Source organism: Vibrio sp. 10N (genome assembly GCF_036245475.1).
Classification (GTDB): domain Bacteria; phylum Pseudomonadota; class Gammaproteobacteria; order Enterobacterales; family Vibrionaceae; genus Vibrio.
On record NZ_BTPM01000001.1, the window covers coordinates 3,152,488 to 3,176,643 of the forward strand.

Consider the following 24,156-nt stretch of genomic DNA (forward strand, 5'->3'; position numbering starts at 1 on the left):
GTCACAGTGCCTTGTGAGAATTTGTCGCACAACACTAACTTTCAACAGAACTGGTTCCGGTCATGCAATCGTTTACAAATCATGCACTTACTGCAGGCATAAAAAAACCACCCTGTTGGGTGGTTTTTTGTATTCAATGCTGTGATGATGTTATGGACGCGCCACAAAACCTACCGCTTTGTACGCTTTCGCCAGCATCTCTGCTGCGCGAGCGGAAGCTTTTTCAGCGCCTTGGCGCATCACTTCGTCCATGTAAGCACGGTCTTCACGAATGCGACGGTACTCAGATTGGATAGGCTCAAGCATAGCGACGAGTGCTTCACCAACATCTTTCTTAAATGGACCGTACATTTCAACGCCAGCGTATTGCGCTTCAATCTCTTCAAACGTTTTACCGGTTGCTGCAGAGTAAAGACCCATTAGGTTAGAGATACCCGCTTTGTTGTCCCAATCGTGAGCAATGCGTGGTGGTGTCTCTGTGTCTGTTTGCGCCTTGTTGATCTTCTTAAGAATCGACTTTGGCTCTTCCAGCAGCGTGATCACGTTTTTACGGTTATCGTCCGACTTAGACATCTTCTTAGTCGCATCTTGCAGGCTCATTACACGCGCATTCACTGTTGGAATGTACGGCTCTGGCACTTCAAAGATTGGCGATTCAGGGCTGTAGATGTTGTTGAAACGAGTCGCGATATCGCGCGCTAGCTCTAGGTGCTGCTTCTGATCGTTACCAACTGGCACTTGGTGCGCGCCATAAAGCAGGATATCAGCCGCCATCAATACTGGATAACCAAATAGGCCTGCATTCACATCGTTCGCGTAACGTTGAGATTTGTCTTTAAACTGAGTCATACGGCTCAGTTCACCCATTTGGGTGTAGCAGTTAAGAAGCCAACCAAGTTGAGCATGCTCTGGTACGTGTGACTGAACAAATAGCGTGCTCTTCTTTGGATCAACACCAACCGCAAGGCAGATTGCTAGTGCGTCTAGGGTTGCTTCATGCAGCGCTTTCGGATCTTGGCGAACCGTGATGGCATGAAGGTCAACAACGCAGTACTGGCAGTCATAGTCGTCTTGCATTTGTTGCCATTGACGTAGAGCACCCAAGTAGTTACCGATACTTAGTTCACCTGACGGCTGAACACCACTTAATACAATGGGTTTGCTCATGATTATGATTCCTTTGACTTCTTGACGAGATAATTTAGGAGAATGAAAAACCGCGTTATTTTAACGCGGTTTTAGCAGTGTACTCATTGGCGAGTATTTTGCCAGTGTTTTATAACTAGGGGATAGAAAGACACTGGCTTCACGGCATTTTGAGGTAGTTAAGCGTCGATACCGACTGCTTTAAGCACATCCGACACAATGTCGGCAACAAAATCAGGCTTGGCATTAGCAATCGGCTCACCGTGGTTGTAACCATAAGTCAAACCAAACGCGTGACAGCCCGCATTGCGCGCCGCAAGAATGTCATTCTTTGAATCGCCGACCATCAGCACCTGATCCGCCGATACTTGCTCTTGCTCCATCAGCCAATGTAAAGCCATGGGATCGGGCTTACGCTTTTCAAACGCATCACCACCCAACACGTGCTTGAAGTATTTATCCAGCTTGTGCTGCTCTAATAGCTCTGGAACAAACTTTGACGGCTTGTTGGTTAGCAGTGCGACGGTAATGCCGCTGGCAACCAAAGTATCCAGCGTTTGATGTACCGCTGGATAAAGGTGGCTAAGTTTGTGACCACTCGCTTTGTAAAAATCATCAAACAGAACACGCGCTTTCGCGAGCAGCTCTGGTGATAAGCTCGGATCAACATCAATACTCTGGCTTAGCGAGCGACCAATTAAGATATCAGCACCATTGCCAACATAATCGCGAACTTGTTCTTCCGTTACTGCTGGGTAACCAAGCTCTTGAACCGCTTGGTCAGCGGCGAGTGCTAAATCAGGCACGCTATCAAGCAACGTGCCATCGAGATCAAATACAACCAGTTTAATTGCGCTCATCATGCCTACCCGTTACTTGCTTTCTACTTTAGCAAGTTCAGCACGCATCTCATCAATCACCTCTTTGTAATCAGGACGATTGAAAATAGCGCTGCCCGCAACAAACATATCTGCACCCGCTTCAGCGATTTCGCGAATGTTATCAACCTTAACACCGCCATCAATCTCTAGGCGAATATCGCGACCAGAAGCGTCGATACGCTTGCGAACTTCGCGCAGCTTATCCAGCGTTGAAGGGATGAATGACTGACCACCAAAGCCTGGGTTTACCGACATCAGAAGGATCAGGTCGACCTTATCCATGATGTAGTCAAGGCAAGAAAGCGGCGTTGCTGGGTTAAGTACCACACCGGCCTGACAGCCGTGCTCTTTAATTAGCTGAAGAGTACGGTCGATGTGCTCAGACGCTTCGACGTGGAAAGTGATCATGCTCGCGCCCGCTTTCGCAAAATCAGGTACGATGCTGTCGACAGGTTTCACCATTAGGTGAACATCAATAGGAGCAGTAATGCCGTAGTCACGTAGCGCTTTACAGATTGGCGCACCGAACGTTAGGTTAGGCACATAGTGATTATCCATCACATCGAAGTGAACGACGTCAGCACCCGCAGCGAGTACTTTTTCGACATCCTCACCCAAACGAGCAAAGTCTGCAGAGAGAATGGATGGAGCAATAAGAAAGTCTTTCATACCTAACCTCAGTGAAATGGATTGCAAGCGAGTCTTTACATAACAGTAACAGTGCGCGCAATTCTACCGAAGCAAGGGGGTAAATCCTAGCCCTTGGCTAGGAGTTATTGATCTCGCGGTTCAAATAATGCCAACAATTCATCGACTTTATTGCGACCGGCGCCATTGCGGCTGATAGTTCGCTTCACTTTGACCACATTGAGCTGGGCTCCGTGATACAAGCGGCGCGTCAACGTGGTGTCGTGATTAGAGATCAGTACCGGAATGCCACGGTCAAACGCCGCATGCTCAGCCACATCGGCAAGTGCAGCCTGATCGTCCAAGGTAAAACCATTACCTGCATAAGAGGTAAAATTGGCCGTGTTGGAAAGCGGAGCGTATGGAGGATCGCAGTAAATCACGCTGCCTTTTCGAGCGCGCTTAAAGGTCTCAGGGTAACCCTCACAGACAAACGTGGCTTTCTTCGCTTTCTCTGCAAAGAACTCCATTTCATTCTCAGGGAAGTATGGCTTTTTGTATGAACCAAACGGCACGTTAAAGCCCCCCTTTTTGTTGTAACGGCACAAGCCGTTAAACCCAAAACGGTTCATGTACAAGAAGGCGACCGAGCGAAACATAATGTCGTCGGTTTGGTTAAACTGAGCGCGAATATCGAGATAAACTTCTTTACGATTGTGCTCTGGGGTAAACAGACGTTTCGCCTCAGCAATGTATTGCTCTGGCTGCGTCTTTAGCAGGTTGTAAAGATTAATAAGATCTGGGTTGATATCGGCGAGCAAGTAGTGCTCGTAATCCGTATTGAGAAAAATAGAGCCTGCACCAACGAACGGTTCTACCAGCTTTCTTGCGTCTGGCAAATGCTTTTGAATGTCTTCAACCAAGCCATATTTTCCACCAGCCCATTTAAGAAAGGCACGTTGCTTCTTCATTACTTGCTCTATCTACTACCACCCCAAAAATTAAGGCTGGGGAATATATCATAATTCAAATTGTTATGTTGACCTTTCTGGTAGAAAGGTCAACAGCGCTTGGTGTAAATGTTGACTGAGTCGCCGTTAACTCGCTCACAGGTGACTAGGTCGAAAGCTTATTCTGTCCAGCGAGCAATTTCACGCTTCACTTGGCTCAGCGCTTTTGGCCATGGGCCGAGCGACTTAAGCTCTGCTGGCAGCTTCTCCGCCGCATCACGCGCTTGCTGGATAGTCGCGTAATGATCGTAAGTGACGATATACCATTTTTCCTCACCGCGTAGGGTAGGATAAATTCGTACTGGCTTATCAAAACTGTGTTGGTTTAAGAACCTTTGCACATCTTCCATAGCAGTCATCGCAGCTATTTGTAATGTATAGCTGTTTGATGGCAATGCATTAAGCTGATCTCTCGCAAATGAGAAGCTGATCGGCGTTTGCAGCGCCTCAGTGACTTCCTCATCAAGAGTCACTTCTGGTGGTGGCTCAATAGCCACGGGCTGAATATTACTTGACGTTTTAGCACTGTCCACGGCTTGCTGAATTTCGGCCGCTTTTTCCACGGCAATGTCCGTTTTATCATCCAACAGAGCATCAACCACATCTGAGGTAATCACGACGCGCTCTCCGCTCTCAGCCACACCAACGCTTGCCGTTTCAGACGTGACGACCGGAGGCAGCGCCTCTGAATCGTCACTGGCGCTAAGCTCAGCTGGCATCTCTTGATTTGCTTTTTGTGCTTGCTCAGCAGTTACTTCATCTTGCGGCTGCTCTAAGGTCGGGATCACGGTTTGCTCTTTCACCGCCTCGGCCGGTGAAATACTCGGTTTGGGAGCTTGCAGTAGCCAGCGATAGCCCAAAAACAGTAGCAACACAATAACCGCTACCGTGGCAGCAATCTTGGCAGGTGAGCCTACCAATGAACGAATAATCACTTTCTTTTCCACTTTGTGCTCTCCTAGCGCCAAAATTTCTCCCGGAAGTGGTCTGGTATTAGTAAACGCCCTTTTAATTCTTTTTTCAACGCTTTCATCAAGATAGCGTAGAACTAAACTCTCAAAAAAACGCTCAGCTTCTCCCTCTGACAACTCATCCACATCGAGCTCAACCGGTTTTATCTCCAGTCCATGACTCAATCGAGTAAGCTTGCTTGCAACCGAATCACTGGACGTAAACAGCACCACACTGATGTTCTGTTTCGGTGTAGAGAGTGCAGCGCTATACAATAGCCACAATTCAGCGAGCAAGGCTTGGGAGGCGTGATGAGCATTGTCCACCACAATCACAATATTGCACGCCTCTCCATCAAGAAGACGCTCGATACTGTCATTCAGTGAATCCGTCGTACTGTACATCTGTTGTGGGAACAGCTGCCTTAGTATATTGCCTCGATTTACCTCATCCTCTTGATTGGGAAGGCTGGTCACTAAAGACTGGTTTTTATCATGCGACCAGGCCTCGAGGTAACGATGTGCCAGCCAAGTTTTCCCCGCTCCAGCTTCGCCTTTGATTACCACAAAGTTTGACGCGAATTGCGTCAGAAGTTGCACTCTCTCAAGCAACTGCGTCTGTGAGTCGAGCTCTAACACCCGTAATTCATAGCACAAACTCATCCAGGTTTACTTCCACCAATCAAAACTAAAAAAGGCTCCATAATGGAGCCTCTTATTTTATTCGCTGTTCTCGCGTAACCTCAATACACTAAATGCGATTGTGGGCTACTTGCGACACAAATCAATCGCTTGCTCAATGAGCTCTCTTGGCACATCCGAGACCACTTGGGCGCTGCCAATAGAGGTAGGCAATACCAAACGCAGCTTGCCAGATAGTACCTTTTTATCGCGCATCATGTGCTTGATAAAATCATCAAAGCTCATCGAATCCGGTGTATGCACAGGCAACTTAGCACGCTCTAACAATGTAATAATACGTGTCACTTGCTGCGGGGTAATATCACCGAGCAGTTGTGCAGTGTGCGCTGCCATCGCGGTACCAGAAGAAACCGCCTCACCATGTAACCATTTACCATACCCTAGTTCCGCTTCAATCGCATGACCAAATGTATGACCTAGATTCAATAACGCGCGAATACCAGACTCTTTTTCATCTTGAGCAACAACTTCTGCTTTGATCTGGCAACAACGCGCAATTGCGTAGGTTAGCGCTTGCTGATCAAGTGCATACAATTTATCGAGGTTTTCCTCTAGCCACTCAAAGAAAGCTTCATCGTAGATGATGCCATATTTGATCACTTCAGCGATGCCCGCTGCAAACTCGCGCTCTGGCAACGTTTTTAAACAGTTGGTATCAATGATCACTGATTGAGGCTGATAGAACGCACCAATCATATTCTTACCCAACTCATGGTTAACTGCCGTTTTACCGCCGACCGATGAATCCACTTGCGAAAGTAAGGTGGTTGGGATCTGTACAAAATCAACGCCACGTTGATAGCAAGCTGCCGAGAAACCGACAAGATCGCCAATCACGCCACCGCCAAGAGCGACCACCACGACATCACGACCGTAGTTGCCAGAAAGCAGATGAGTTTGCACCGTATTGAAAGTATCGAGTGTTTTGTATTGCTCGCCATCCGGCAGTTCCAGCAAAGAAGTTTTACAGCCTTTGCTTGCTAACTGGTCAAGGATCGCTTGAGCATAAAGAGGGGATACTGTGGTGTTGGTGATCACCACTACTGATTTTCCGTCGGGAATTTGGGCAAATTGAGCCGAGTCATTAAATAACCCGGCACCAATTGAAATTGGGTAGCTGCGCTCACCAAGCTCGACCGTAATCCGTTCCATGGTTTGCTCTCCTAATGAAAAAGGTTTCGATTAACCTTCTTCTAGCATTTTTACGATTTGGTTGGCTACCACTTTTGCACTTTGATCGTCAGTACGAACCACATAGTCCGCTACTTCTTTGTATAGATCATTGCGCTCGTCCGCTAGGCTCTCTAGTACTTCGCGTGGGTTATCCGTTTGAAGTAATGGACGTTTCTTGTCGCGGTTAGTGCGAGCAAGTTGTTTTTCAATTGTGGTTTCTAGGTAAACAACGATACCACGAGCAGACAGACGGTTACGGTTGTCTTTGCTCTTTACAGAACCACCACCAGTTGCAAGTACGATACCTTGCTGTTCGGTTAGATCGTTAATAACGGTTTCTTCGCGTTTGCGGAAACCTTCTTCGCCCTCAACGTCAAACACCCAAGCGATGTCTGCGCCAGTGCGCTCTTCAATAACAGTATCAGAATCAACAAACTCCATATGAAGTTGTTGAGCCAGGTGTCTACCGATTGTACTTTTGCCGGCACCCATAGGGCCAACAAGAAAAATATTACGTTTCTCAGCCATGTTCAGCATTAATTTACAACGTTAATTCAATGACATCGCCACAAGAAAAGACCGAAAAGGAACCTCGGAAAAAAGGGCTTGTGGCACCGATTCCTCACAGATAAGTCGTGATAAGACCCGAAATTATCAAGGTAAGGTGGCTTTAATGCAACTTTATTTTTAATCCTTTTCAATTAATGACTAATTTACAAAGAGTTACCGAGTTCTGCCAGTGCAGGAGTTGGGGTAATAATCTTCGGCGTCACAAAGATTAGCAGCTCACTCTTGCCGATATTTTCATAGGTTCGTCTAAATAATGCGCCCAAGCCTGGAATATCACCTAAAAGTGGCACTTTATCGATTTTATTGGAAAAAGTATGTTGGTAGATGCCGCCAAGTACCACAGTCTCACCATTGTTCACCAGAACCTGTGTACCAATACGTTGAGTATCAATCGCGACGGTTTCGCCCTCTAGTGTTTTCAGCACCTCCCCCACTCTGTCTTGGGTAACGTCAAGATCTAAAATTAGCCGGTTATCGGGGGTAATTTGGGGCGTGACCGTTAGCGACAGTACTGCTTTTTTGAACTCCACTGCAGTAGCACCACTTGATGTGGATTTTAGGTAAGGTATCTCGGTACCTTGCTCTATATACGCTGATTTCTTATTGGTAGTAATTAATCTTGGACTAGAAATGATCTCTGCCTTCGACTCATTTTGTAGTGCCGAAAGCTCAAGGTCGAGCAAAGTGTTCGTTCCAAGGCTTGCCACCTGAAACGCTATACTTGCGGCGTTATCGGATACAGCAGGCAGGTTTACATTTAAGAAATCATCTATCTTAAGTTCTTCTCCATTACCAGCAGCCACCAGGTTACTTTCAATAGAGCCACCCACGGTCGTATTACCATTGGTTGAACTCACTCCCCAGCGGATCCCTAGCTCTTCAACATTGCCCTCTTTGATGGTCACCACTCGCGCTTCAATCTGAACCTGCTTCACGGGTATATCGAGCTCCGCAATGATGCTTTTAATGACTTCTATATTGTCAGGAAGATCGCGAAGTAATAGTGAGTTAGTGCGCTCATCAACCGTCACAGAGCCACGCTCAGACAGCATGCTGACGGCCTCTTTACCACCTATCATAACCGCCATTTCAGAGGCTTTGGCGTAGTTGATCTTGATGATTTCTGACGCCAACTTACCGATTTTTTCGGTCAGTTGATGACGTTCTAGTTCAAGCTTTTCCTGTCGATCGAGTTCTGCCTTTTGCGCCACCAGCACTACGTCCCCTTTGACTCGTTTATCAAGACCTTTTACGCGCAGAATAATATCGAGTACATCGGTCCAAGGGACACTATCAAGGCGCAGCGTCAGGTTGCCTTGTACCGTATCAGAGACAACCAAGTTGAAATCGTTGTGATCGGCGAGAAGCTGCAGCACATTGCGAACGGGCATATCTTGAAAATTAATCGAGGTAAGCTGATCTTTATTGCGCGACTCCAGCGCCCTTTCGTCAGCGCGAGCTTGGGTAAGCTCAACAATGGTAACCCGAAGTTGCCTATCAGAGACCGCATATTGATAGTCAACCGCTTGTTTGGTTTTCACGGCCAGGCGCACATGAGGCGATTCATCAAAGACTTCGATGGTCGTGACTGGTGTGGCAAAATCGGTCACATCATAAATAGATAAATGCTCGGCTGTCACTTTGGTTTGCCTGAGCATAATGTTCAGACCATTATCATGACTACTAACATCCACAGCACTCTCCTGCTCAGAAAGCGCAACCACCAGCACGCCTTGGCGCTGTTCGTTGAGTTGAAATGAGACGTTGGTAATTTCATTAGCCGCAAGTTCACTACTTGTCAGCAAGCCAAGACTCAATGCAAGACCACAGATAAAGAAATTGATGCCCTGCACCACTAAACGTTGCACGTGTTTCTCCATTACTTCAATGCCAGTTTTATTTGTCTTTGGTACCAGCATCCCAATCCATCGGGCAAGGTTTCGCCCACTATTAGCGCATTTTCAGTTATTTGTTTGATTTGACCGTTGTTCTCCCCAAGAAAATGCCCCTCTTCCACTTTCACTACGCGTCTATTAGGCAACATCACCAAGCCTGTCATCTTGCCATTTTTACTCATGATTCCTTTGACCTGCAGCTCGTTAATTCGATAAAGCTCCAACCCCTGTTTGGTTCTGGTCTTCGGTTGCCAGCAGCTCTGCCCACGTTCGGGATTCTGCTGAGTTGCCATTTTCGGCAAGCTAAAAGGCGAGTGACTGCTCGGCTCTTGGAAGCGTACTACGTCAGAAGACTGAATCAATCGCGCCGCCATTTTTTGCGGCTCAGTGCTCGATTCTGTATTTAAAACAAACTGTTGCAATGAGTCTTGATTGGCATTACAGCCAAATAAACCAAGAAATAACACTGTTGCTAGACCGCTATTTTTCATCTTCAGCCTCCGCAATAAACTGGTAGGTTGTCGCATTGACGCGAAAGTGCAGTGTGCTGCTCTCCAAACTGACTCGCTGCCATTCAGCATTTTCAATTAATACAATGCGGGGCAGCGCTGCAATTGCCTGCGCATAGCGGCCTATATCGTCATAACTTCCCGTCAGTTCGATATCTAAAGGAAGTTTTAATAGAAACTTCTGTGGTTGACGCTTACCCCAGTTGATGCGAGTAAAAGTAAGATGGTTGTTGAGGCCTTGCTCGTTGATGTCTGCGAGCAAGCTTGCTAGTTCTTGTTGAGCAGGCAATTGACGCATTAGCCTGTCGTAGTGGTCGGAAAGTTCGCTAAGATGCGCTGACATCGCTGGCAACATAGCGGCCTTGCGAGCGACAACCTGTAGCTCTTGTTTCAATTGCGTTTCTTGTTGTTTGTAATAATCGAGATCTTCATAACTTGGCTTAACCAAAAGCCAGCCACTGACCAGCGCCGCCACTACAAAGACCATACCGACAACCATAAGCTGCGGTATCAACGGCCAGTGACTTAATTCATCAAGTTCAAGGTCGAGTGACATTAGTTCACTCCTGTTTGCGATTGTTTGGCTGGATTAGCAAGTAACGCCGCACTATCAATAGCAAATGACAGTTCAAATGCTTGATATTTATTACCAAAACGCTCTCGATCATGAACGATAGAGTGGAGTACTACATTATTGACCATCGTCGATTGTTCAAATCTATCCAGCATTTGAGCAAGAAAAGCCGTACTTTCCCCAATGCCGCTGACCTTAAATTGCTCCCCCTGCATACGAATCTTATCGACATAGACTTGAGAAGGGATCAATGTCGGCAGTAGATTCATCACCGCAGTTGTCTTATTACGCTGTTGCTGTAACCCATCAATGTAGTCAAGGCGTGCTTCTAGAGACTGCTGCTCACTTTTGGTCGATGACAATGCGCGGATTTGACGTCGATAGTCGTCGATTTCACCTTGTAGATAGGTGACCCGCAGTTGTTGGGTACTGACCTCACCCGCTAATTTCAAATTCAACAGATGTGACGTCGAATAACCAAGAAGCAGTGCCGCGGCGATCATCGCGATAAAGCGCTGTTGGTGCTGCTTGCGCTTAGCTTCCCGCCAAGGCAGTAGGTTGATTATCTTCATATCAATGTCTCTTAAGCCAATTCAGGCCATTGATGGCCGCTCCTACCGCAGAGGCATAGCATGGTGACAAAGGTTGGGGCGATTTGGTCTTACTTGTCGATAATCGCTGAAAATCGATGCTCGCTATTGGGCAGGACAAGGTCTTAGTAACGCTATCGATTACGCCCTCTTGCTGCGCGTGTCCGCCCATCAAAATGACCCCATCAATGGCCTCTTGCCCAGCCACCGAGCGATACAACTGCAGCTGAGAAGCAACCCGCCCAGCCACCGACTCAAACACCACTTCAGATAGCGACTTGAACTGACTCTCTGCGCGATTTTGTAGCTCGGGAATGGGCTCCAGCACCCATGACTTTGCCAGCTCAGGGGAGAGCGCCGGCGGTGGAAGTAGTGTCGCTTGTACGCAGCCAAGATCCAGCACCGCATGATTTGCCAACGATGGCGTATGAGCGCAAACCCAGCTCTGTATGCCGCGCAGTGCTCCATTGTTGGTATCCATTAACTTAGGACGAAAACCAAGCTTACTGACCACTTGAGACCAGTTATCGACGATCGATTGTTTGGTCACATGTACTCGATACGCCTCTACCGCCACGTTGTCTTCTTCGGTCTCTTTAATAAAATCCAAAGCAATGTCATCCATTGGATAAGGCGTCTGATGATTCATCGCCTGCTCAATGGCAAGCTCCTGCTCTTGCCCTTCAAGACCCGCCTCAAGTGTGACGACTTTGCTGATCACGGCACTTTCCGGCAGCACAATAGCAGCACTATTGCGAAATAACGGCGCAATCTTTCGCAGAATTTTAAGTTTCTTAACACTATCTTGATGTTTAAGGGCGTGGGGATCGGAGAAAATAGCATCACATCCTTTGAGCTCCAGATGGTTGACTAAGGAGATATCGGTCCCATCGCTGACCAAGACAACGGCCTTGGTGCTGTGATGGCCAATATCTATCCCGGTGATCCATTTTCTTGCCATGAAAAATAACCTCAACAAATACATAAACAACGTGAAAAGGTTGAGATCGACGCTCAAATAAGCGTTAATTAACCCTATAGGTATATTTTTGTCCTAGCCTACAAGTAATTACCTACTCGTAACCTTAATTAATCAGGAAAATCTCGGTGAAGTTCATAAAGAGACTGTTGGTTCTTGCATTCATTTGCATACTCTTTGGAGTTGGTACAATTTTTGGGTTTTACTACTACGTAAAGCCTGAATTACCTGATGTCGCCACCCTTAAAGATGTCCAACTACAAACACCGATGCAGGTGTTCAGCCAAGATGGGAAGCTGATCGCACAATTCGGCGAAAAGCGCAGAATTCCAATATCTTACGATGAGATCCCGCAAGATCTTATCGACGCCCTAATTGCGACAGAAGACAGCCGCTACTACGACCACTTTGGGTTTGACCCAATCGGTATTACCCGTGCAGCTGTGGCTGTGATCGCCTCTGGTAGCGCCTCGCAAGGCGCGAGTACCATCACGCAGCAGCTAGCTCGTAACTTCTTCTTGTCTAATGAGAAGAAAATCATGCGTAAGGTGAAAGAGATCTTTATCGCCGTGCACATCGAGCAGCTTCTCAGCAAACAAGAGATCATGGAGCTGTACGTTAACAAAATCTTCTTGGGCTACCGCTCATACGGTTTTGGCGCAGCAGCACAGGCGTACTTCGGTCGTAACCTTAATGAGCTCACTCTAAGTGAAATTGCGGTACTGGCTGGCCTTCCGAAAGCGCCATCAACCATGAACCCAATCTACTCTGTCGAGCGTGCTACTCAGCGTCGTAACGTGGTGCTATCACGCATGCTGTCTGAAAAGTACATCACTCAAGCTGAGTTTGATGAAGCCCGTGCCGAGCCAATTATCTCTCAATACCATGGTGCTGAGATCGAGCTAAGCGCTCCTTATGTGGCAGAAATTGCCCGCGCTTGGATGGTGAGTCGTTACGGTGAAGAAGCGTACGAATCCGGCATGCGTATCACCACCACGATTGACTCTAAACTGCAAAAAGCCGGTCACATCGCGGCCATTAAAAACCTTCTTAACTACGACGAGCGACACGGTTACCGTGGCGCTGAAAAAGTGCTGTGGAAAGCAGGTCAAACGGCGATGACTAGCGAAGAGATTGCTAAGCACTTACGTCGCCAGCCAACCTATGGTGAGCTTCGTCCTGCTGTAGTGACCCAAGTGGCCGATAAGTCAGCGACGGTTTATGTGAAAAGCTATGGCGAGCAAACCATTAGCTGGGAGAACATGAACTGGGCACGTAAGTTCAGAACGGACGACCGTCAAGGTGAGGCACCAAAAGCACCTAGTGATGTTGTAGCCGTAGGTGAGCAGGTTTGGGTTCGTGCTGCAGATCTGGATATCACTCCTGATGTGTCTCCCGAGGAAAAAGAAGCGCAAACTGAAGACGACCAAGTGGCTGAGCCAACGGCCATCACATGGCGTCTAAGCCAAGTGCCAAATGCCAATACGGCGTTTGTTGCGATTAATCCAGAGAACGGCGCAGTACTGTCTCTCGTGGGCGGTTTTAACTTCGTACACAGTAAGTTTAACCGTGCAACGCAATCGGTAAGACAGGTAGGTTCGAGCATTAAGCCGTTTATCTACGCTGCAGCGCTGGATAAAGATATGACGCTGGCAAGTCTTGTGAACGATGCGCCGATCAATAAGTGGGATAAGAGTGCAGGCACTGCATGGCGCCCTAAAAACTCACCACCGACTTACACAGGTCCAACACGTCTGCGTATCGGTCTCGCACAATCGAAGAACGTTATGGCGGTTCGAGTGTTGCGTGAAGTGGGTCTCGATGAGACTCGTGATTACCTAACTCGATTTGGTTTTGACAAGTCTAAATTGCCTCGCTCTGAGACGATTGCTCTTGGTGCTGGTAGTTTGACACCGGTTCAAATGGCACAAGGCTTCTCTGTGTTTGCTAACGGTGGCTACTACGTAGAACCGTTCTATATCAGTAAGGTAGAGGACCCATTTGGCAAGTTGGAGTTTGAAGCGAACCCGAAAATCGTTTGCCATCAAAACTGTCCAGATATGCAGGCTCCTGAGTTTGCCAAGGCAGCAACTGATGAAACAGCGCCAAGCATTGAAGAAGCAACCAATGCCTCTGAAATTGAGCCGCTAGATATCGCACAGTTCAACGAAGAAGATCTCTCAGAATCTGACGAGCCGCGCTACGCGCCAAAAGTCATCTCTGAGCAGACAGCCTTCCTAACGCGTGAAATGCTCTACAGCAACGTTTGGGGTGGTGGTAACTGGCGCGAAGGTACTGGTTGGAATGGCACCGGTTGGCGCGCTCAAAAGCTTAAGCGTCGCGATGTGGGCGGTAAAACAGGTACCACCAACGACTCTAAAGACGCGTGGTACAACGGCTATGGTCCGGGTATCGTCGCAACCGCTTGGGTTGGCTTTGATGACCACCAAAGAAAGCTTGGTCGTACAACGGCAAACGCTAACTTAGGTAAAGATCAAATCACTGGTGCTGAGGCTGGTGCAAAAACCGCTCAACCGGCATGGGTAGACTTCATGGGCTTAGCGCTTGAAGGTCACGAAGTGGTCGCTAAACAAGTACCAAACGATATCACTCGCGTGCGTATCGACCGAGATTCGGGTCTTCTGACCAATAAGACCGATGGTTCAACCATGTTTGAATACTTCAAGATTGGAACTGAACCGACTGAGTACGTACAGGAAAGCCTAACGGACACCTTGTACTCTAGTGATGAGTCTGACGGTGAAAGTCTGTTCTAGATTGGACTTAACAAGTAAAAGGGGCGCTAAGCCCTAATGCCGTTCACTTAAGGTGAGCGGCATTGTTTTTTCTCGGGTATCGGCTTGGCTTTTTCTTCACTACCCTTGGGAAGGATCTTTCCCGCCTAGGCTCAAGTATTAGGCTCTCGCTCATTGAGTAGAAGTTTTGGAGTTGCCTCGGTATTGCTCCTGGTGACGAGTATGGAAGCCCCACTATCAGGCGCATGATGTGAGCTAATGCTCCATTGAAGCTAAGTTGGTATGGTAAGTAGTCGCCATTCAATGTGTTACACATCTGAACCATTTGATACCTGACTAAGTTGTATGTCAGTAATATCCCCCAGAGTTCTTGTTTAACGAGCTCTGGGAGTCGGCTGCGCAGCGTAAGGCGATTCCCTAGCATATATTGTTTTTGCTCCCTGTAGCCGAGTTCAATTTCCCAACGATACCCATATAAACCTACAATATCTGCTTTTGGATAAAGCATAGGGTCAAGCATTGAAGTGAGAACATCGTATTGCTTGCCGTCTTTGACTCTCGTGATTAAACGTACAACAACCTCTTGTCCTAACTTCGGCCATTTCTTACGCGCTTGCGGATTGCTCTTCAGCTTTATTAGTTTGTCTTGTCGGCCAAGAGACTGAACGACCTCATAATTTAGACCTTTCTTCATCGGGATAAGCCAATGTCGATTGAGCCCCTGTGAGCTCCATGCATCCAGTAAACCAAGAGAGTAAAAGCCTTTATCGAAGAGCGTTAAGCTATTATCAGGCGTTGTTTCTATGAGTTGTTCTGCTAACTTCATTTCATTGACGCTATAACAGTCAAAGGCACTGCCTGTGATTAAATGACTGCTTAATTCCATCTGACATACCATGCGAACCTGTGGATACTGCGTTTCTATACCGTCTCGATTGGTGGGCTTGGCAAAAGCGCTAGCGTTATCTTCCGTGTCTTCAGTGCGCCACAAGACCCCGTCGACACCTAACAACGTAAGCCCATTCCAATTTGGAAGGTTAGCGTGTGCGAACCAATGGCTTTGAGTACACTCAAAAAGAGCTTTAGCGGCAGATTCACCGAGACTTTTTCTGCGCTGTGTTAGTGCGCTTGGAGCAACAAACGGCTTACCCGAACGGTCAACAATGTCGAGCATATTTACGATATCAGCCATAGACTTGTCGTTATAGATAGCCATTCCAACTAACAGCCATGCCATCGATTCCAAAGTCAGTTTTCGTTTTCTAAGGGTGACAGTATCTGTCAGTTCATAGGCTTCTTTGATGAGTTCAATAGGTAAGAGGTCTGCGAGAGTTTCAACTTGATTTGGTTTGTAGTTGTTGATGATGTCGAGGGCTTGAGAAACGTGCATAAAAAAATCCGATAAACAGGGTCTATCGGATTTTTACACACTGGTGGGATCATTCAATTGATCTGCCGATTAATGTTTAACTGATCGGCATTAGCGCTAAGCCCCTTTTTTATCATCTGAATTTCAGCACTAAGCACTAAGATAGCGACTAATCGACTCCGCCAATTTCTCAAAGCGCGCACGCAGCGGCGAGCCTGGGCGATAGGCTAAAACAATACTGCGAGACGGCGTCGGATTCACCGCAGTTACGTAGCACACGCCATCCTTCTCTTTCTCTTTAGGCAGAGACAGTTCAGGCAGCAGAGTTATGCCTGCCCCAGCGGCCACCATGTTACGCAACGTCTCTAAGCTGGTGGCTTTGAATCGTTCATCATCTCTCGCACCAGCAGCAAAACAGAAGCCAAGGGCTTGGTCGCGCAGACAGTGTCCGTCACCGAGTGACAGCACGGTTTGCCCTTTGAGCTCATCCATCTCTATCTCATCACGCTTTGCCCAAGCATGGTCGCATGGCACCGCAATACTCATCGGCTCATTAAAGACTTCAATCTCTTTAAATGGTGCAGTTTCTGGCACTGACGCTAGCACTAAGCAATCGAGCTTACCTTCTTCCAACTGTCTGACCAATTGGTGGGTCTGAGCCTCATGTAAGAATAACTCAAGATCGGGAAATGCCTCTTTTAGCTGAGGCACAATTCGAGGCAACAAGTAAGGCCCAACAGTCGGGATAAAACCAATATGCATTGGCCCCATCATCTCACCGCTTTGCCCCGCAGCCATCTCACGAAACGTCTTTACTTCCTTAAGGATACGCTTTGCTTGCTCAACCAGCTGTAAACCGGCATCCGTAAACAACACTCGGCGACTGCTGCGCTCTAACAGAGAGGTACCAATCTCATCTTCCAATTTGCGGATCTGACCACTTAGTGTCGGCTGACTAACAAAGCAAGCTTCTGCTGCTTTACGAAAATGTTTGTGTTCAGCCAGGGCCACTAGGTATTCAAAATCACGAATGTTCATCGCATGCTCCGATAGAATTTGACTATCGATACCATAACAATAAACGATTAGAACTATCAAACCATTTTTTTGATAATAGTCCCATCGAAGCAAAGCAATAAACGCTACTCTCTGTTAGCAACGCTAGACTCACAAGAATTTAATTATCCAGAAGGACATCAGTATGTTTGCATCTAAAGAAGGCCAAGCAGTACCTCAAGTGACATTCCCAACTCGTCAGGGTGATGCGTGGGTCAACGTAACAACAGATGAGCTGTTTAAAGACAAGACGGTGATTGTGTTCAGTCTACCAGGTGCATTTACGCCAACATGCTCTTCGAGCCACCTGCCGCGCTACAACGAACTATTTCCTGTGTTCAAAGATCACGGTGTAGATGAAATCCTATGCGTATCAGTAAACGACACCTTCGTGATGAACGCATGGAAGTCAGATCAAGAAGCAGAAAACATTACCTTCATTCCAGATGGTAACGGTGACTTCACTGATGGTATGGGTATGTTGGTTGAGAAAAACGACCTTGGTTTTGGCAAGCGTTCATGGCGTTACAGCATGCTGGTGAAAAACGGCGTGGTAGAGAAGATGTTCATCGAGCCAAACGAGCCAGGCGACCCGTTCAAGGTGTCAGATGCAGATACGATGCTGAACTACATCGCGCCAAGCTACAAGACTCAAGAATCCATCACAGTATTCACTAAGCCAGGTTGCCCATTCTGCATGAAAGCGAAGCAAAACCTGATTGACCATAACCTTCAGTATGAAGAAATCGTATTGGGTAAAGACGCAACTACTGTGACTTTACGTGCCGTAAGTGGTCGTACAACTGTACCGCAAGTGTTTATCGGTGGTAAGCATATTGGTGGTAGTGAAGAGCTAGAAGCCTATTTGGCATAATAAATAGAGCTAGGGTAGTAATGCCCTGGCTCTACTTCCATTCCTATGACGCTCACAACAAACCAACCTATTCTCTTTATCAATTACATCCTTAACAGCATCCACTCGCAATCCCCCCACAGCGAATCGACAATTTATTTGACGTTAGGTAGCGTGCAGTCGACAAGCTAAGGCAATCTCGAGAGGAAAAAATGAAGCTGAAGACGTTCAAGGAGCAGGAACTACTATTCACAGAACAAGAAACTAAAGAAATTCTTGCTCTGTTCTTTCCCTCACTTAAGAATGACATTAACGATCTGGTAGTAACCGATTTTTATCGGGGATTTGCTCAAAGCCTGTTGCTTGAGGCCATTGATGCGACTTATAACATTGGATTTATGCTTGCCATTTATGAGTCAACAATCAACCCTAGATTGCCTCTTCGTAAAATTATAGAAAAGCTCATTACGAATCTAGCTCCCCACTTTTATCAATATGCTACTCAAAAAGATCTACGTAAAGTTAAGATATATGAGTTTGTTATTAGAACGTTAGAGTCGCGCTTTAAGTCCTACTTTTCTATGTGTCTGGACGGCATTGCAAAAAACAAACCTCTCATTATTCCTCACTACGCAAATACAAAACCTCTAGAAAGACTTTGGATAAACGTATGAAAAAAAAGTTATTTCTCTTTTTTACAGTAGTGGCTATAACGATTGTAATTCTGCCTTCAGAAGAGCGTGTAATGTGGTGTGCTTCTGGGGTTGAAATGAAGGTGTTCAATCGCGACCAATGCTTGGCATACTTCGAATACATAGGACCATCGAATGAACTTATTGAAATCGTAGCAAGGGACTTTGGATTGACTACTCTTTTAAATACTGAGGGCACTTTCCATAAATATGAGTTGATTCAATCTCTACTAGACAGCAACTATGACATCAACTTTGTAACTAGTAACCAAGCATTACCCCTAGTTAGTGCTGTTGTACAAGATAACCTCACCATGTTTGAATGGCTACTTTCTCGCGGTGCTGACCCTAGTTTAAATGACCCTCTGACTGAGAAGGATGTGAGGCAATTACTCTACGTTTATCTAGATGAAAAGCCGACTGCCAATCGATATAAAATGCTTGAGTTACTCAATCAATCGTAACAAGCCTAGTCAACTAATCACAAAGATTTATACCCGAATACACCTTGAACTCGGGCACATTATGTCAATTATTTTTCAGCCGCGATAACAGAGATCTCCACCAGCAAGGCCTCACGGGCCATATCTCCAGTCACACAAGCACGAGCTGGCGCATGGCCTGCGGGTACCCATGCGTCCCATACTGCGTTCATGGCTTGGAAATCTTGCATGTCTTTAAGGTATATGGTCGCAGACAGCATGTGCTCTTTGTCACTGCCCGCTTCAAGTAGCAGAGCTTCGACCTTATCAAGCATGGTTTGTGTCTGCTCTGTAATGTCTTTAGTGGCATCTGCACACACCTGACCACAAAGGTAGATGGTGCCATTGTGCTTAACGATGCGGCTCATGCGCTCTCTAGTATGAAGGCGTTCAATCATAATGTTATTGCTCTTTTTTTGGCTATCCGAACGATAGGGCTGAAACAGGAAGGCCTATTCTATCGGATACCAAGGACAAGCAACACGCGAACATTGTGACATGCTTGGCGAACCGCAGTTTTTCTCGCTGCGGGCAAAAGCAAAGAGTTAGATCAATCGAACGTGAGAGGTTTAGGTTGAAAGGGGAGAAAACTTTGAAAAGCGCTAAAAAGAAAAAAGCCCCGTAATCAACCTTGATTCGGGGCCTTCTTAGATTCTTCTAAGAAAAAGCAGTGGTACTTTAATAGACCGTGCCTTTTCTTGTTTGTTCCCAGAAAAATGATCTTTTTTTAAAATTTTTCCGATATTTTCGTTACTCACTTATTTTTCAATAAGTTACGCAACGTTCATCTTGGCAATAATTTGCTCTACCAAGTTCACTTCCAACGCTACCTCATCACAAGCATGCTGTCGTGGACATTGGTCACAGTCTTTCAGAACTTTCTCAGGCAGCAGCGTCTTCGATGTTGGGATGAAGTCGTGCTTCATAAAGAACTCTGGCGTACGAGTCAGAACGAACACTTTCTTAATCGCCATCTTACGTGCTTTCTCTACCAAGTGCTGAACAATCGCTGTGCCCTGCCCTTGACCTTGCCAGCCCGCTTCAACACCTAGAGAGCGGATCTCTGCCAGCCCTGAGTCATACACATAGAGCGATGCACAACCAGTAACCTCACCATGATGCTCTGCGACGGCGAATGAGCCAATATCACGCACCAGTTCATTGCGGCTACGAGGTAGGTTTTCACCAAGGTTCGCCCAGTAAGCCACCATGCTCTCTAGCGCATCGATATCTGTCAGACGAGCAGATCGCACTTTCACCGCTGAATTATCACGTGCTGTGAGACGTTTCTCAGCTTGGTCTACCGCGTAAGCGACTTGCTGCGGCGCTACACCACCAAGCGCATTACGTTTCTCTAGACAGCTCTCAATCGTCAAGATGTCGTAAACATCGTTCTCAATCACTGGCGAGAACTCTTTCAGCTCTTCAATGGAGAGCTCTTCGAGTGCACAGCCTTTGGCAATCGCACTCACTACTGCAACACCTACGATATGGTGCGCTTCACGGAATGGAATACCTTTAGCAACTAGGTAGTCCGCAAGCTCAGTAGAGTTTGCATAGCCTTGCTTCGCCGCTTCTAGCGTACGCTCGCCGTTTACCTTGATACCATCGAAACACAGCGCGGCCATTTCCATGCAGTCACTCCAAGTGTCGAGTGCATCAAACAGACCTTCTTTGTCTTCTTGCATATCTTTGTTGTAGGCAAGTGGCAGTGCTTTCACTGTCATCATCATGCCAGCTAGCGAGCCGTAAACACGACCGGTTTTACCACGGATAAGCTCTAGAGCATCTGGGTTCTTTTTCTGAGGCATCAGAGAAGAGCCAGACGTCACGGTATCCGCAAGTTCAATAAAGTTCGACTCACCTGAGTTGTAGAAGATCATATCTTCAGCCAGACGCGATAGGTGCAGCATAGAGATAGAGGCGATAGACATTAGCTCCATCACGTGGTCACGGTCAGACACCGAGTCCAAGCTGTTGCGTGTCGCTCTTCTGAAGCCGAGGTTATGAGCAAGCTGCTCACGATCCATTGGGTAAGCGGTACCTGCCAGTGCACCTGAACCCAGTGGGCAAGTATCTAAACGCTTAATGGCATCATCCAAACGAGAGTAATCACGCTCAAACATCTCAACGTACGCTAAGCACCAGTGAGCAAACGTCACAGGCTGAGCACGCTGAAGGTGGGTATAACCAGGAAGAACGGTATCTTGATGTGCTCTTGCAACCTCAACCATCTGCGATTGCAGTCTATCGAGACCCAGCAAAAGTTGCTGGCCTTGCTGACGACACCAGAGTTTAAGGTCGGTCGCCACTTGGTCGTTACGAGAACGGCCAGTGTGTAGCTTCTTACCTAAGTCGCCCACTTTGCCAATCAGCTGTTGCTCAACCCAACTATGGATATCTTCCGCATCCGATCTTAGGATCTGCTTTGGATTCTCCATCACTTCGAGTTTAAGCTCGTTTAGCGCTAGCTCTAGCTTCTGCTGTTCATCTTCAGTCAGAACGCCAACCGAAACCAATGCCTTTGACCAAGCAATTGAGCCAACAATGTCTTGCTCAGCAAGTCGGTAGTCAAAGCGCAATGAATCATTAAAGTCTTTGAATCTCGTATCTGCTGCTTGGGTAAATCTTCCGCCCCATAATGCCATCGTGTCTCTCCTAACTGCTCAGTTTGCGTCGCTGCTTCTGTGGTTACTTATTGTAAGAATAAACCGCTATTCTCGCTGAGTGAATTGAATGCAACTCAGTGTCTTTGTTGATAGGGTTCAAGGTACGACAAACCGAATTAAAAATAAAGTAAAAATTCATTTATTTCACATAAATATTCATGCGAATTTTGATTTTTTCTCATTCCTCTTCGGTAAGTTCTATTGATGATATTCAATAGACCTCACTTATACAATCAACGCACAACTCAATAAACACCAACACATTCATAAGAAACATATGATTATATCAAGAAATTATAAAATTAAAGATATACGTCACACGTTATCAACCCTCTTGTAGATCACTCAACAATCAATAAGCATCATAACGCACTGCAATTGTAGCTTGTGATATCGGTTCCGTTTATCTAGCTACTAGTTGCTAATTCAAACATAGGGAAATCAGAATGAATGCAATAAAAACATATAATAAAACTCTTTTGGCTAGCGCCATCGCTACAGTTTTTATTACGGGTTGTGGTGATAGCTCTTCGGATGGTACCCCAAATACTGGAATATCTGAGCAAAAAGATGCAGTCGTGCAAGTAGAACAACTACTTTTGGACAGTGCGGAATGTAGTTATGGTGGTATTAAAGTTTTAGCAGGTTACGACGAAAACGAGAACGGAACGCTAGAACAAGATGAATACATTTCAAACAAAACTATCTGCAACGATGGCACAGGTGAAACGTCAGACGAAGGCAGTGATATATTCAATCAGGCTCTTGTAACCACGGTTCTAATCGCAAAAGATGACAATCGTTGCAGCGCAGGTGGTCAACAAGTTTTAGTAGGCATTGACCACAACAACAATGGACTACTCGACAATAGCGAAATTCTAGAAAACGAGGTCTTGTGTAGTGTTGGGGCTGATTTCGCTCCAAGTCCAATAATCAATGCCATCACAGTGAACCCAGCAGTGGTTGCAGCGGGGTCGAGCGCAACATTGACCGCCACGGTGTCCAACATGAGTGACAGTGACGAGCTTATTTGGAAAGACAGTCAAGGAAATGTACTGCTCCCTCAAGACGTTAACACACCAAATGTGCTGTCTATTACAGCGAGTGCCGCCTCTGGAACGGAAATATACACGCTGGAAATTGCGACCATCAACGAACAGGGGCAAAATATTGTTCAACACAAAGACGTTCAAATCACCATCGCTGATGCCCCAGCTCCCACCCAAGCAGTCTCACTAAATACTAAACAGGTATTTCTCCCAGAGGGATACAATACTAGTCAACTAACCGGCGATGTGTACGGTAGTATTATCTATGCCAAGCCTCAACCGACCAGCGTAGTCGCAATGTCTGGACTGCCTACTCCAGAAGACACCCAACTCGCGGGCTTCGTGGCAGAACGGACGACATTGGATAAGGGTTTGAGCACAGAAGCTGTTCTACAGTCGATGATGAGTGCATTTGCGAGTCAACTTTCTGGTTGGAGCCCGCTAGTACAGACCTCACAAACCGTCCTTGCAAATGGTGACATTAACGCTTCATATAAAATCACACTAAGCACAGAACAAACACTAACAGCGCTGCTGGAGACTCTAATACAGCAGACAGCTATCGATAAAGTCGGTGGTAGTGCTAGTGCTTTAGTTCCTGCGGCAACCGAAATTGCAGCGACAGAATATCAATTGGACATTACATTAAACTACGTCCCAGAGTCTGGCAGTGCTGTGCTTACGTCAACACTCGTCGCAAAAGACAAAGCAACATTATATTCTGAACTCATCGTATCAACTACATCAGAAAGTATTACCTCGTCTAAGGAAGCAAAACTACTGCTGCATAACGATAGCTTTACTGCCGTAAACCAAACCGTCTCGAAAGCCGACTTCTTGTTTGTCATCGATAATTCGGGCAGCATGTCAGATAAACAGCAAGCTATTAGCGACCTAACCAAAGCGTTTACGGGGACGATACAAAATGCGGGTGTCGATTTCATGGTCGGAACAATAACAACAGATAGCGATGCGCTTCGTGGTCAAGGGTTCACAAACAACATCGATCAAATTGAGACGGATTTCAAGCCAGGTAGCAGGGGCAGCGCTACAGAAAGAGGCATTTACTATGCGGAACAAGCACTATCACCTAGTGGAACTGTGGAGCAAGCTGGTTACCCTCGTCCTGGAGCATCGCTGTCGGTCGTAATCATGAGTGATGAACCTAACCATTACCCATGGGGAGAGGTATTTGATATCGACAACAACTTGTTTGTCGACAACGGGTATCGTGTTTACTCCATTGTCAATCCAAATGATGCTAGCAATAGCCAATACGACGATCTTGCCACAAGAACATTAGGTAAAACGCTCAACATTAATGTGACTGATGAATATGGGGCGTTTGTTGAGACAATGGCTAAGAATGCGGGTGCATCTAGCGCAGGCTATGAATTGACCCAAGCAGAAACGAAGCAGATACTTTCTTCTTCCATTGCAGTAAAAGTCGCTGGCGTTTCTATTGATAGAAACTCAACTGACGGTTGGCAATATTACCCACTGTCAAAATCAATAGTTTTCACAGGCTCTGCAATCCCTAATGAAGGGGAGAATATTACTATTGCCTACCAATATGTAGAAAACCAGCAAAGCAACTAATAAGTTCTTTAGCAAGGTTAATAAA

21 protein-coding genes are annotated in these 24,156 nt (G+C 46.5%); 5 read left to right on the forward strand and 16 right to left on the reverse strand.

The window, feature by feature from the left end; translation table 11 throughout:
• Positions 1–150: 150 nt before the first annotated feature.
• From trpS to pilM, 12 genes are all read right to left on the reverse strand, one after another.
• Positions 151–1,167 carry a tryptophan--tRNA ligase gene (gene trpS, locus AAA946_RS14670; protein WP_338165477.1) on the reverse strand — a complete coding sequence of 339 codons (1,017 nt, stop codon included), beginning with the start codon at positions 1,165–1,167 and terminating at the stop codon, positions 151–153.
• 158 nt (positions 1,168–1,325) lie between these two features.
• A complete protein-coding gene (locus AAA946_RS14675; RefSeq protein WP_338165848.1) occupies positions 1,326–2,006 on the reverse strand; it encodes a phosphoglycolate phosphatase in 681 nt (226 codons plus the stop codon).
• Between the two features lie 12 nt (positions 2,007–2,018).
• A complete protein-coding gene (gene rpe, locus AAA946_RS14680; RefSeq protein ID WP_112478385.1) occupies positions 2,019–2,696 on the reverse strand; it encodes a ribulose-phosphate 3-epimerase in 678 nt (225 codons plus the stop codon).
• A 104-nt stretch (positions 2,697–2,800) separates the two neighbouring features.
• Positions 2,801–3,625 (reverse strand): Dam family site-specific DNA-(adenine-N6)-methyltransferase, encoded by an 825-nt coding sequence (locus AAA946_RS14685; RefSeq protein WP_338165478.1) that lies wholly within the window; start codon positions 3,623–3,625, stop codon positions 2,801–2,803.
• Positions 3,626–3,783: 158 nt separating this feature from the next.
• Positions 3,784–5,277: an SPOR domain-containing protein gene (locus tag AAA946_RS14690; RefSeq protein ID WP_338165479.1), complete on the reverse strand. Its 1,494-nt coding sequence runs from the start codon at positions 5,275–5,277 to the stop codon at positions 3,784–3,786.
• A 105-nt stretch (positions 5,278–5,382) separates the two neighbouring features.
• A complete protein-coding gene (aroB, locus tag AAA946_RS14695) occupies positions 5,383–6,468 on the reverse strand; it encodes a 3-dehydroquinate synthase (RefSeq protein ID WP_338165480.1) in 1,086 nt (361 codons plus the stop codon).
• A gap of 30 nt (positions 6,469–6,498) precedes the next feature.
• Complete coding sequence (gene aroK / locus AAA946_RS14700) at positions 6,499–7,017, reverse strand: shikimate kinase AroK (protein WP_112461388.1); 519 nt, start codon at positions 7,015–7,017, stop codon at positions 6,499–6,501.
• A gap of 185 nt (positions 7,018–7,202) precedes the next feature.
• Positions 7,203–8,939 (reverse strand): type IV pilus secretin PilQ, encoded by a 1,737-nt coding sequence (locus AAA946_RS14705; protein WP_338165481.1) that lies wholly within the window; start codon positions 8,937–8,939, stop codon positions 7,203–7,205.
• A complete protein-coding gene (locus AAA946_RS14710) occupies positions 8,939–9,445 on the reverse strand; it encodes a pilus assembly protein PilP (protein ID WP_338165482.1) in 507 nt (168 codons plus the stop codon). The genes AAA946_RS14705 and AAA946_RS14710 overlap by 1 nt, the downstream gene beginning before the upstream one ends.
• On the reverse strand, positions 9,435–10,019 hold the full coding sequence (locus AAA946_RS14715) for a type 4a pilus biogenesis protein PilO (RefSeq protein ID WP_338165483.1): 585 nt from the start codon (positions 10,017–10,019) through the stop codon (positions 9,435–9,437). Before AAA946_RS14715 ends, AAA946_RS14710 begins: the two co-directional genes overlap by 11 nt.
• Complete coding sequence (locus AAA946_RS14720) at positions 10,019–10,609, reverse strand: PilN domain-containing protein (RefSeq protein WP_338165484.1); 591 nt, start codon at positions 10,607–10,609, stop codon at positions 10,019–10,021. The genes AAA946_RS14715 and AAA946_RS14720 overlap by 1 nt, the downstream gene beginning before the upstream one ends.
• 1 nt (position 10,610) lies before the next feature.
• Positions 10,611–11,588, reverse strand: coding sequence for a pilus assembly protein PilM (gene pilM / locus AAA946_RS14725; RefSeq protein WP_338165485.1), 978 nt, complete (start codon positions 11,586–11,588; stop codon positions 10,611–10,613).
• Positions 11,589–11,734: 146 nt separating this feature from the next.
• Here pilM and AAA946_RS14730 point away from each other — a divergent pair, with 146 nt between their 5' ends.
• On the forward strand, positions 11,735–14,383 hold the full coding sequence (locus tag AAA946_RS14730; RefSeq protein WP_338165486.1) for a penicillin-binding protein 1A: 2,649 nt from the start codon (positions 11,735–11,737) through the stop codon (positions 14,381–14,383).
• Positions 14,384–14,426: 43 nt separating this feature from the next.
• Here AAA946_RS14730 and AAA946_RS14735 read toward each other — a convergent pair whose 3' ends face one another.
• Together AAA946_RS14735 and oxyR are read right to left on the reverse strand one after the other, a co-directional pair.
• The gene (locus AAA946_RS14735; protein WP_338164986.1) at positions 14,427–15,752 is read right to left on the reverse strand and encodes an IS4 family transposase; all 1,326 of its coding nucleotides are present in this window, start codon (positions 15,750–15,752) and stop codon (positions 14,427–14,429) included.
• Between the two features lie 129 nt (positions 15,753–15,881).
• Positions 15,882–16,769 carry a DNA-binding transcriptional regulator OxyR gene (oxyR, locus tag AAA946_RS14740; RefSeq protein ID WP_338165487.1) on the reverse strand — a complete coding sequence of 296 codons (888 nt, stop codon included), beginning with the start codon at positions 16,767–16,769 and terminating at the stop codon, positions 15,882–15,884.
• Positions 16,770–16,932: 163 nt separating this feature from the next.
• On the opposite strand from oxyR, the gene AAA946_RS14745 reads away from it, so the two are divergent.
• From AAA946_RS14745 to AAA946_RS14755, 3 genes are all read left to right on the forward strand, one after another.
• A complete protein-coding gene (locus tag AAA946_RS14745) occupies positions 16,933–17,661 on the forward strand; it encodes a redoxin family protein (RefSeq protein ID WP_338165488.1) in 729 nt (242 codons plus the stop codon).
• A gap of 191 nt (positions 17,662–17,852) precedes the next feature.
• The gene (locus AAA946_RS14750) at positions 17,853–18,314 is read left to right on the forward strand and encodes a hypothetical protein (protein ID WP_338165489.1); all 462 of its coding nucleotides are present in this window, start codon (positions 17,853–17,855) and stop codon (positions 18,312–18,314) included.
• The gene (locus AAA946_RS14755) at positions 18,311–18,796 is read left to right on the forward strand and encodes a hypothetical protein (protein ID WP_338165490.1); all 486 of its coding nucleotides are present in this window, start codon (positions 18,311–18,313) and stop codon (positions 18,794–18,796) included. The genes AAA946_RS14750 and AAA946_RS14755 overlap by 4 nt, the downstream gene beginning before the upstream one ends.
• A gap of 68 nt (positions 18,797–18,864) precedes the next feature.
• Here the strand turns inward: AAA946_RS14755 and AAA946_RS14760 are convergent, their stop codons facing one another.
• Positions 18,865–19,212, reverse strand: coding sequence for a RidA family protein (locus tag AAA946_RS14760; RefSeq protein ID WP_338165491.1), 348 nt, complete (start codon positions 19,210–19,212; stop codon positions 18,865–18,867).
• 375 nt (positions 19,213–19,587) lie between these two features.
• Positions 19,588–21,462 (reverse strand): argininosuccinate lyase, encoded by a 1,875-nt coding sequence (argH, locus tag AAA946_RS14765; RefSeq protein ID WP_042502697.1) that lies wholly within the window; start codon positions 21,460–21,462, stop codon positions 19,588–19,590.
• A gap of 467 nt (positions 21,463–21,929) precedes the next feature.
• Here argH and AAA946_RS14770 point away from each other — a divergent pair, with 467 nt between their 5' ends.
• Positions 21,930–24,131, forward strand: a complete 2,202-nt coding sequence (locus AAA946_RS14770) for a vWA domain-containing protein (protein WP_338165492.1) — start codon at positions 21,930–21,932, stop codon at positions 24,129–24,131.
• The last annotated feature ends 25 nt before the right edge of the window (positions 24,132–24,156 follow it).

Bases quoted from the DNA above. Each gene is read 5' to 3' on its own strand.
- trpS (WP_338165477.1), bottom strand. From the start codon at position 1,167: ATGAGCAAACCCATTGTATTAAGTGGTGTTCAGCCGTCAGGTGAACTA.
- AAA946_RS14675 (WP_338165848.1), bottom strand. From the start codon at position 2,006: ATGAGCGCAATTAAACTGGTTGTATTTGATCTCGATGGCACGTTGCTT.
- rpe (WP_112478385.1), bottom strand. From the start codon at position 2,696: ATGAAAGACTTTCTTATTGCTCCATCCATTCTCTCTGCAGACTTTGCT.
- AAA946_RS14685 (WP_338165478.1), bottom strand. From the start codon at position 3,625: ATGAAGAAGCAACGTGCCTTTCTTAAATGGGCTGGTGGAAAATATGGC.
- AAA946_RS14690 (WP_338165479.1), bottom strand. From the start codon at position 5,277: ATGAGTTTGTGCTATGAATTACGGGTGTTAGAGCTCGACTCACAGACG.
- aroB (WP_338165480.1), bottom strand. From the start codon at position 6,468: ATGGAACGGATTACGGTCGAGCTTGGTGAGCGCAGCTACCCAATTTCA.
- aroK (WP_112461388.1), bottom strand. From the start codon at position 7,017: ATGGCTGAGAAACGTAATATTTTTCTTGTTGGCCCTATGGGTGCCGGC.
- AAA946_RS14705 (WP_338165481.1), bottom strand. From the start codon at position 8,939: ATGGAGAAACACGTGCAACGTTTAGTGGTGCAGGGCATCAATTTCTTT.
- AAA946_RS14710 (WP_338165482.1), bottom strand. From the start codon at position 9,445: ATGAAAAATAGCGGTCTAGCAACAGTGTTATTTCTTGGTTTATTTGGC.
- AAA946_RS14715 (WP_338165483.1), bottom strand. From the start codon at position 10,019: ATGTCACTCGACCTTGAACTTGATGAATTAAGTCACTGGCCGTTGATA.
- AAA946_RS14720 (WP_338165484.1), bottom strand. From the start codon at position 10,609: ATGAAGATAATCAACCTACTGCCTTGGCGGGAAGCTAAGCGCAAGCAG.
- pilM (WP_338165485.1), bottom strand. From the start codon at position 11,588: ATGGCAAGAAAATGGATCACCGGGATAGATATTGGCCATCACAGCACC.
- AAA946_RS14735 (WP_338164986.1), bottom strand. From the start codon at position 15,752: ATGCACGTTTCTCAAGCCCTCGACATCATCAACAACTACAAACCAAAT.
- oxyR (WP_338165487.1), bottom strand. From the start codon at position 16,769: ATGAACATTCGTGATTTTGAATACCTAGTGGCCCTGGCTGAACACAAA.
- AAA946_RS14745 (WP_338165488.1), top strand. From the start codon at position 16,933: ATGTTTGCATCTAAAGAAGGCCAAGCAGTACCTCAAGTGACATTCCCA.
- AAA946_RS14750 (WP_338165489.1), top strand. From the start codon at position 17,853: ATGAAGCTGAAGACGTTCAAGGAGCAGGAACTACTATTCACAGAACAA.
- AAA946_RS14755 (WP_338165490.1), top strand. From the start codon at position 18,311: ATGAAAAAAAAGTTATTTCTCTTTTTTACAGTAGTGGCTATAACGATT.
- AAA946_RS14760 (WP_338165491.1), bottom strand. From the start codon at position 19,212: ATGATTGAACGCCTTCATACTAGAGAGCGCATGAGCCGCATCGTTAAG.
- argH (WP_042502697.1), bottom strand. From the start codon at position 21,462: ATGGCATTATGGGGCGGAAGATTTACCCAAGCAGCAGATACGAGATTC.
- AAA946_RS14770 (WP_338165492.1), top strand. From the start codon at position 21,930: ATGAATGCAATAAAAACATATAATAAAACTCTTTTGGCTAGCGCCATC.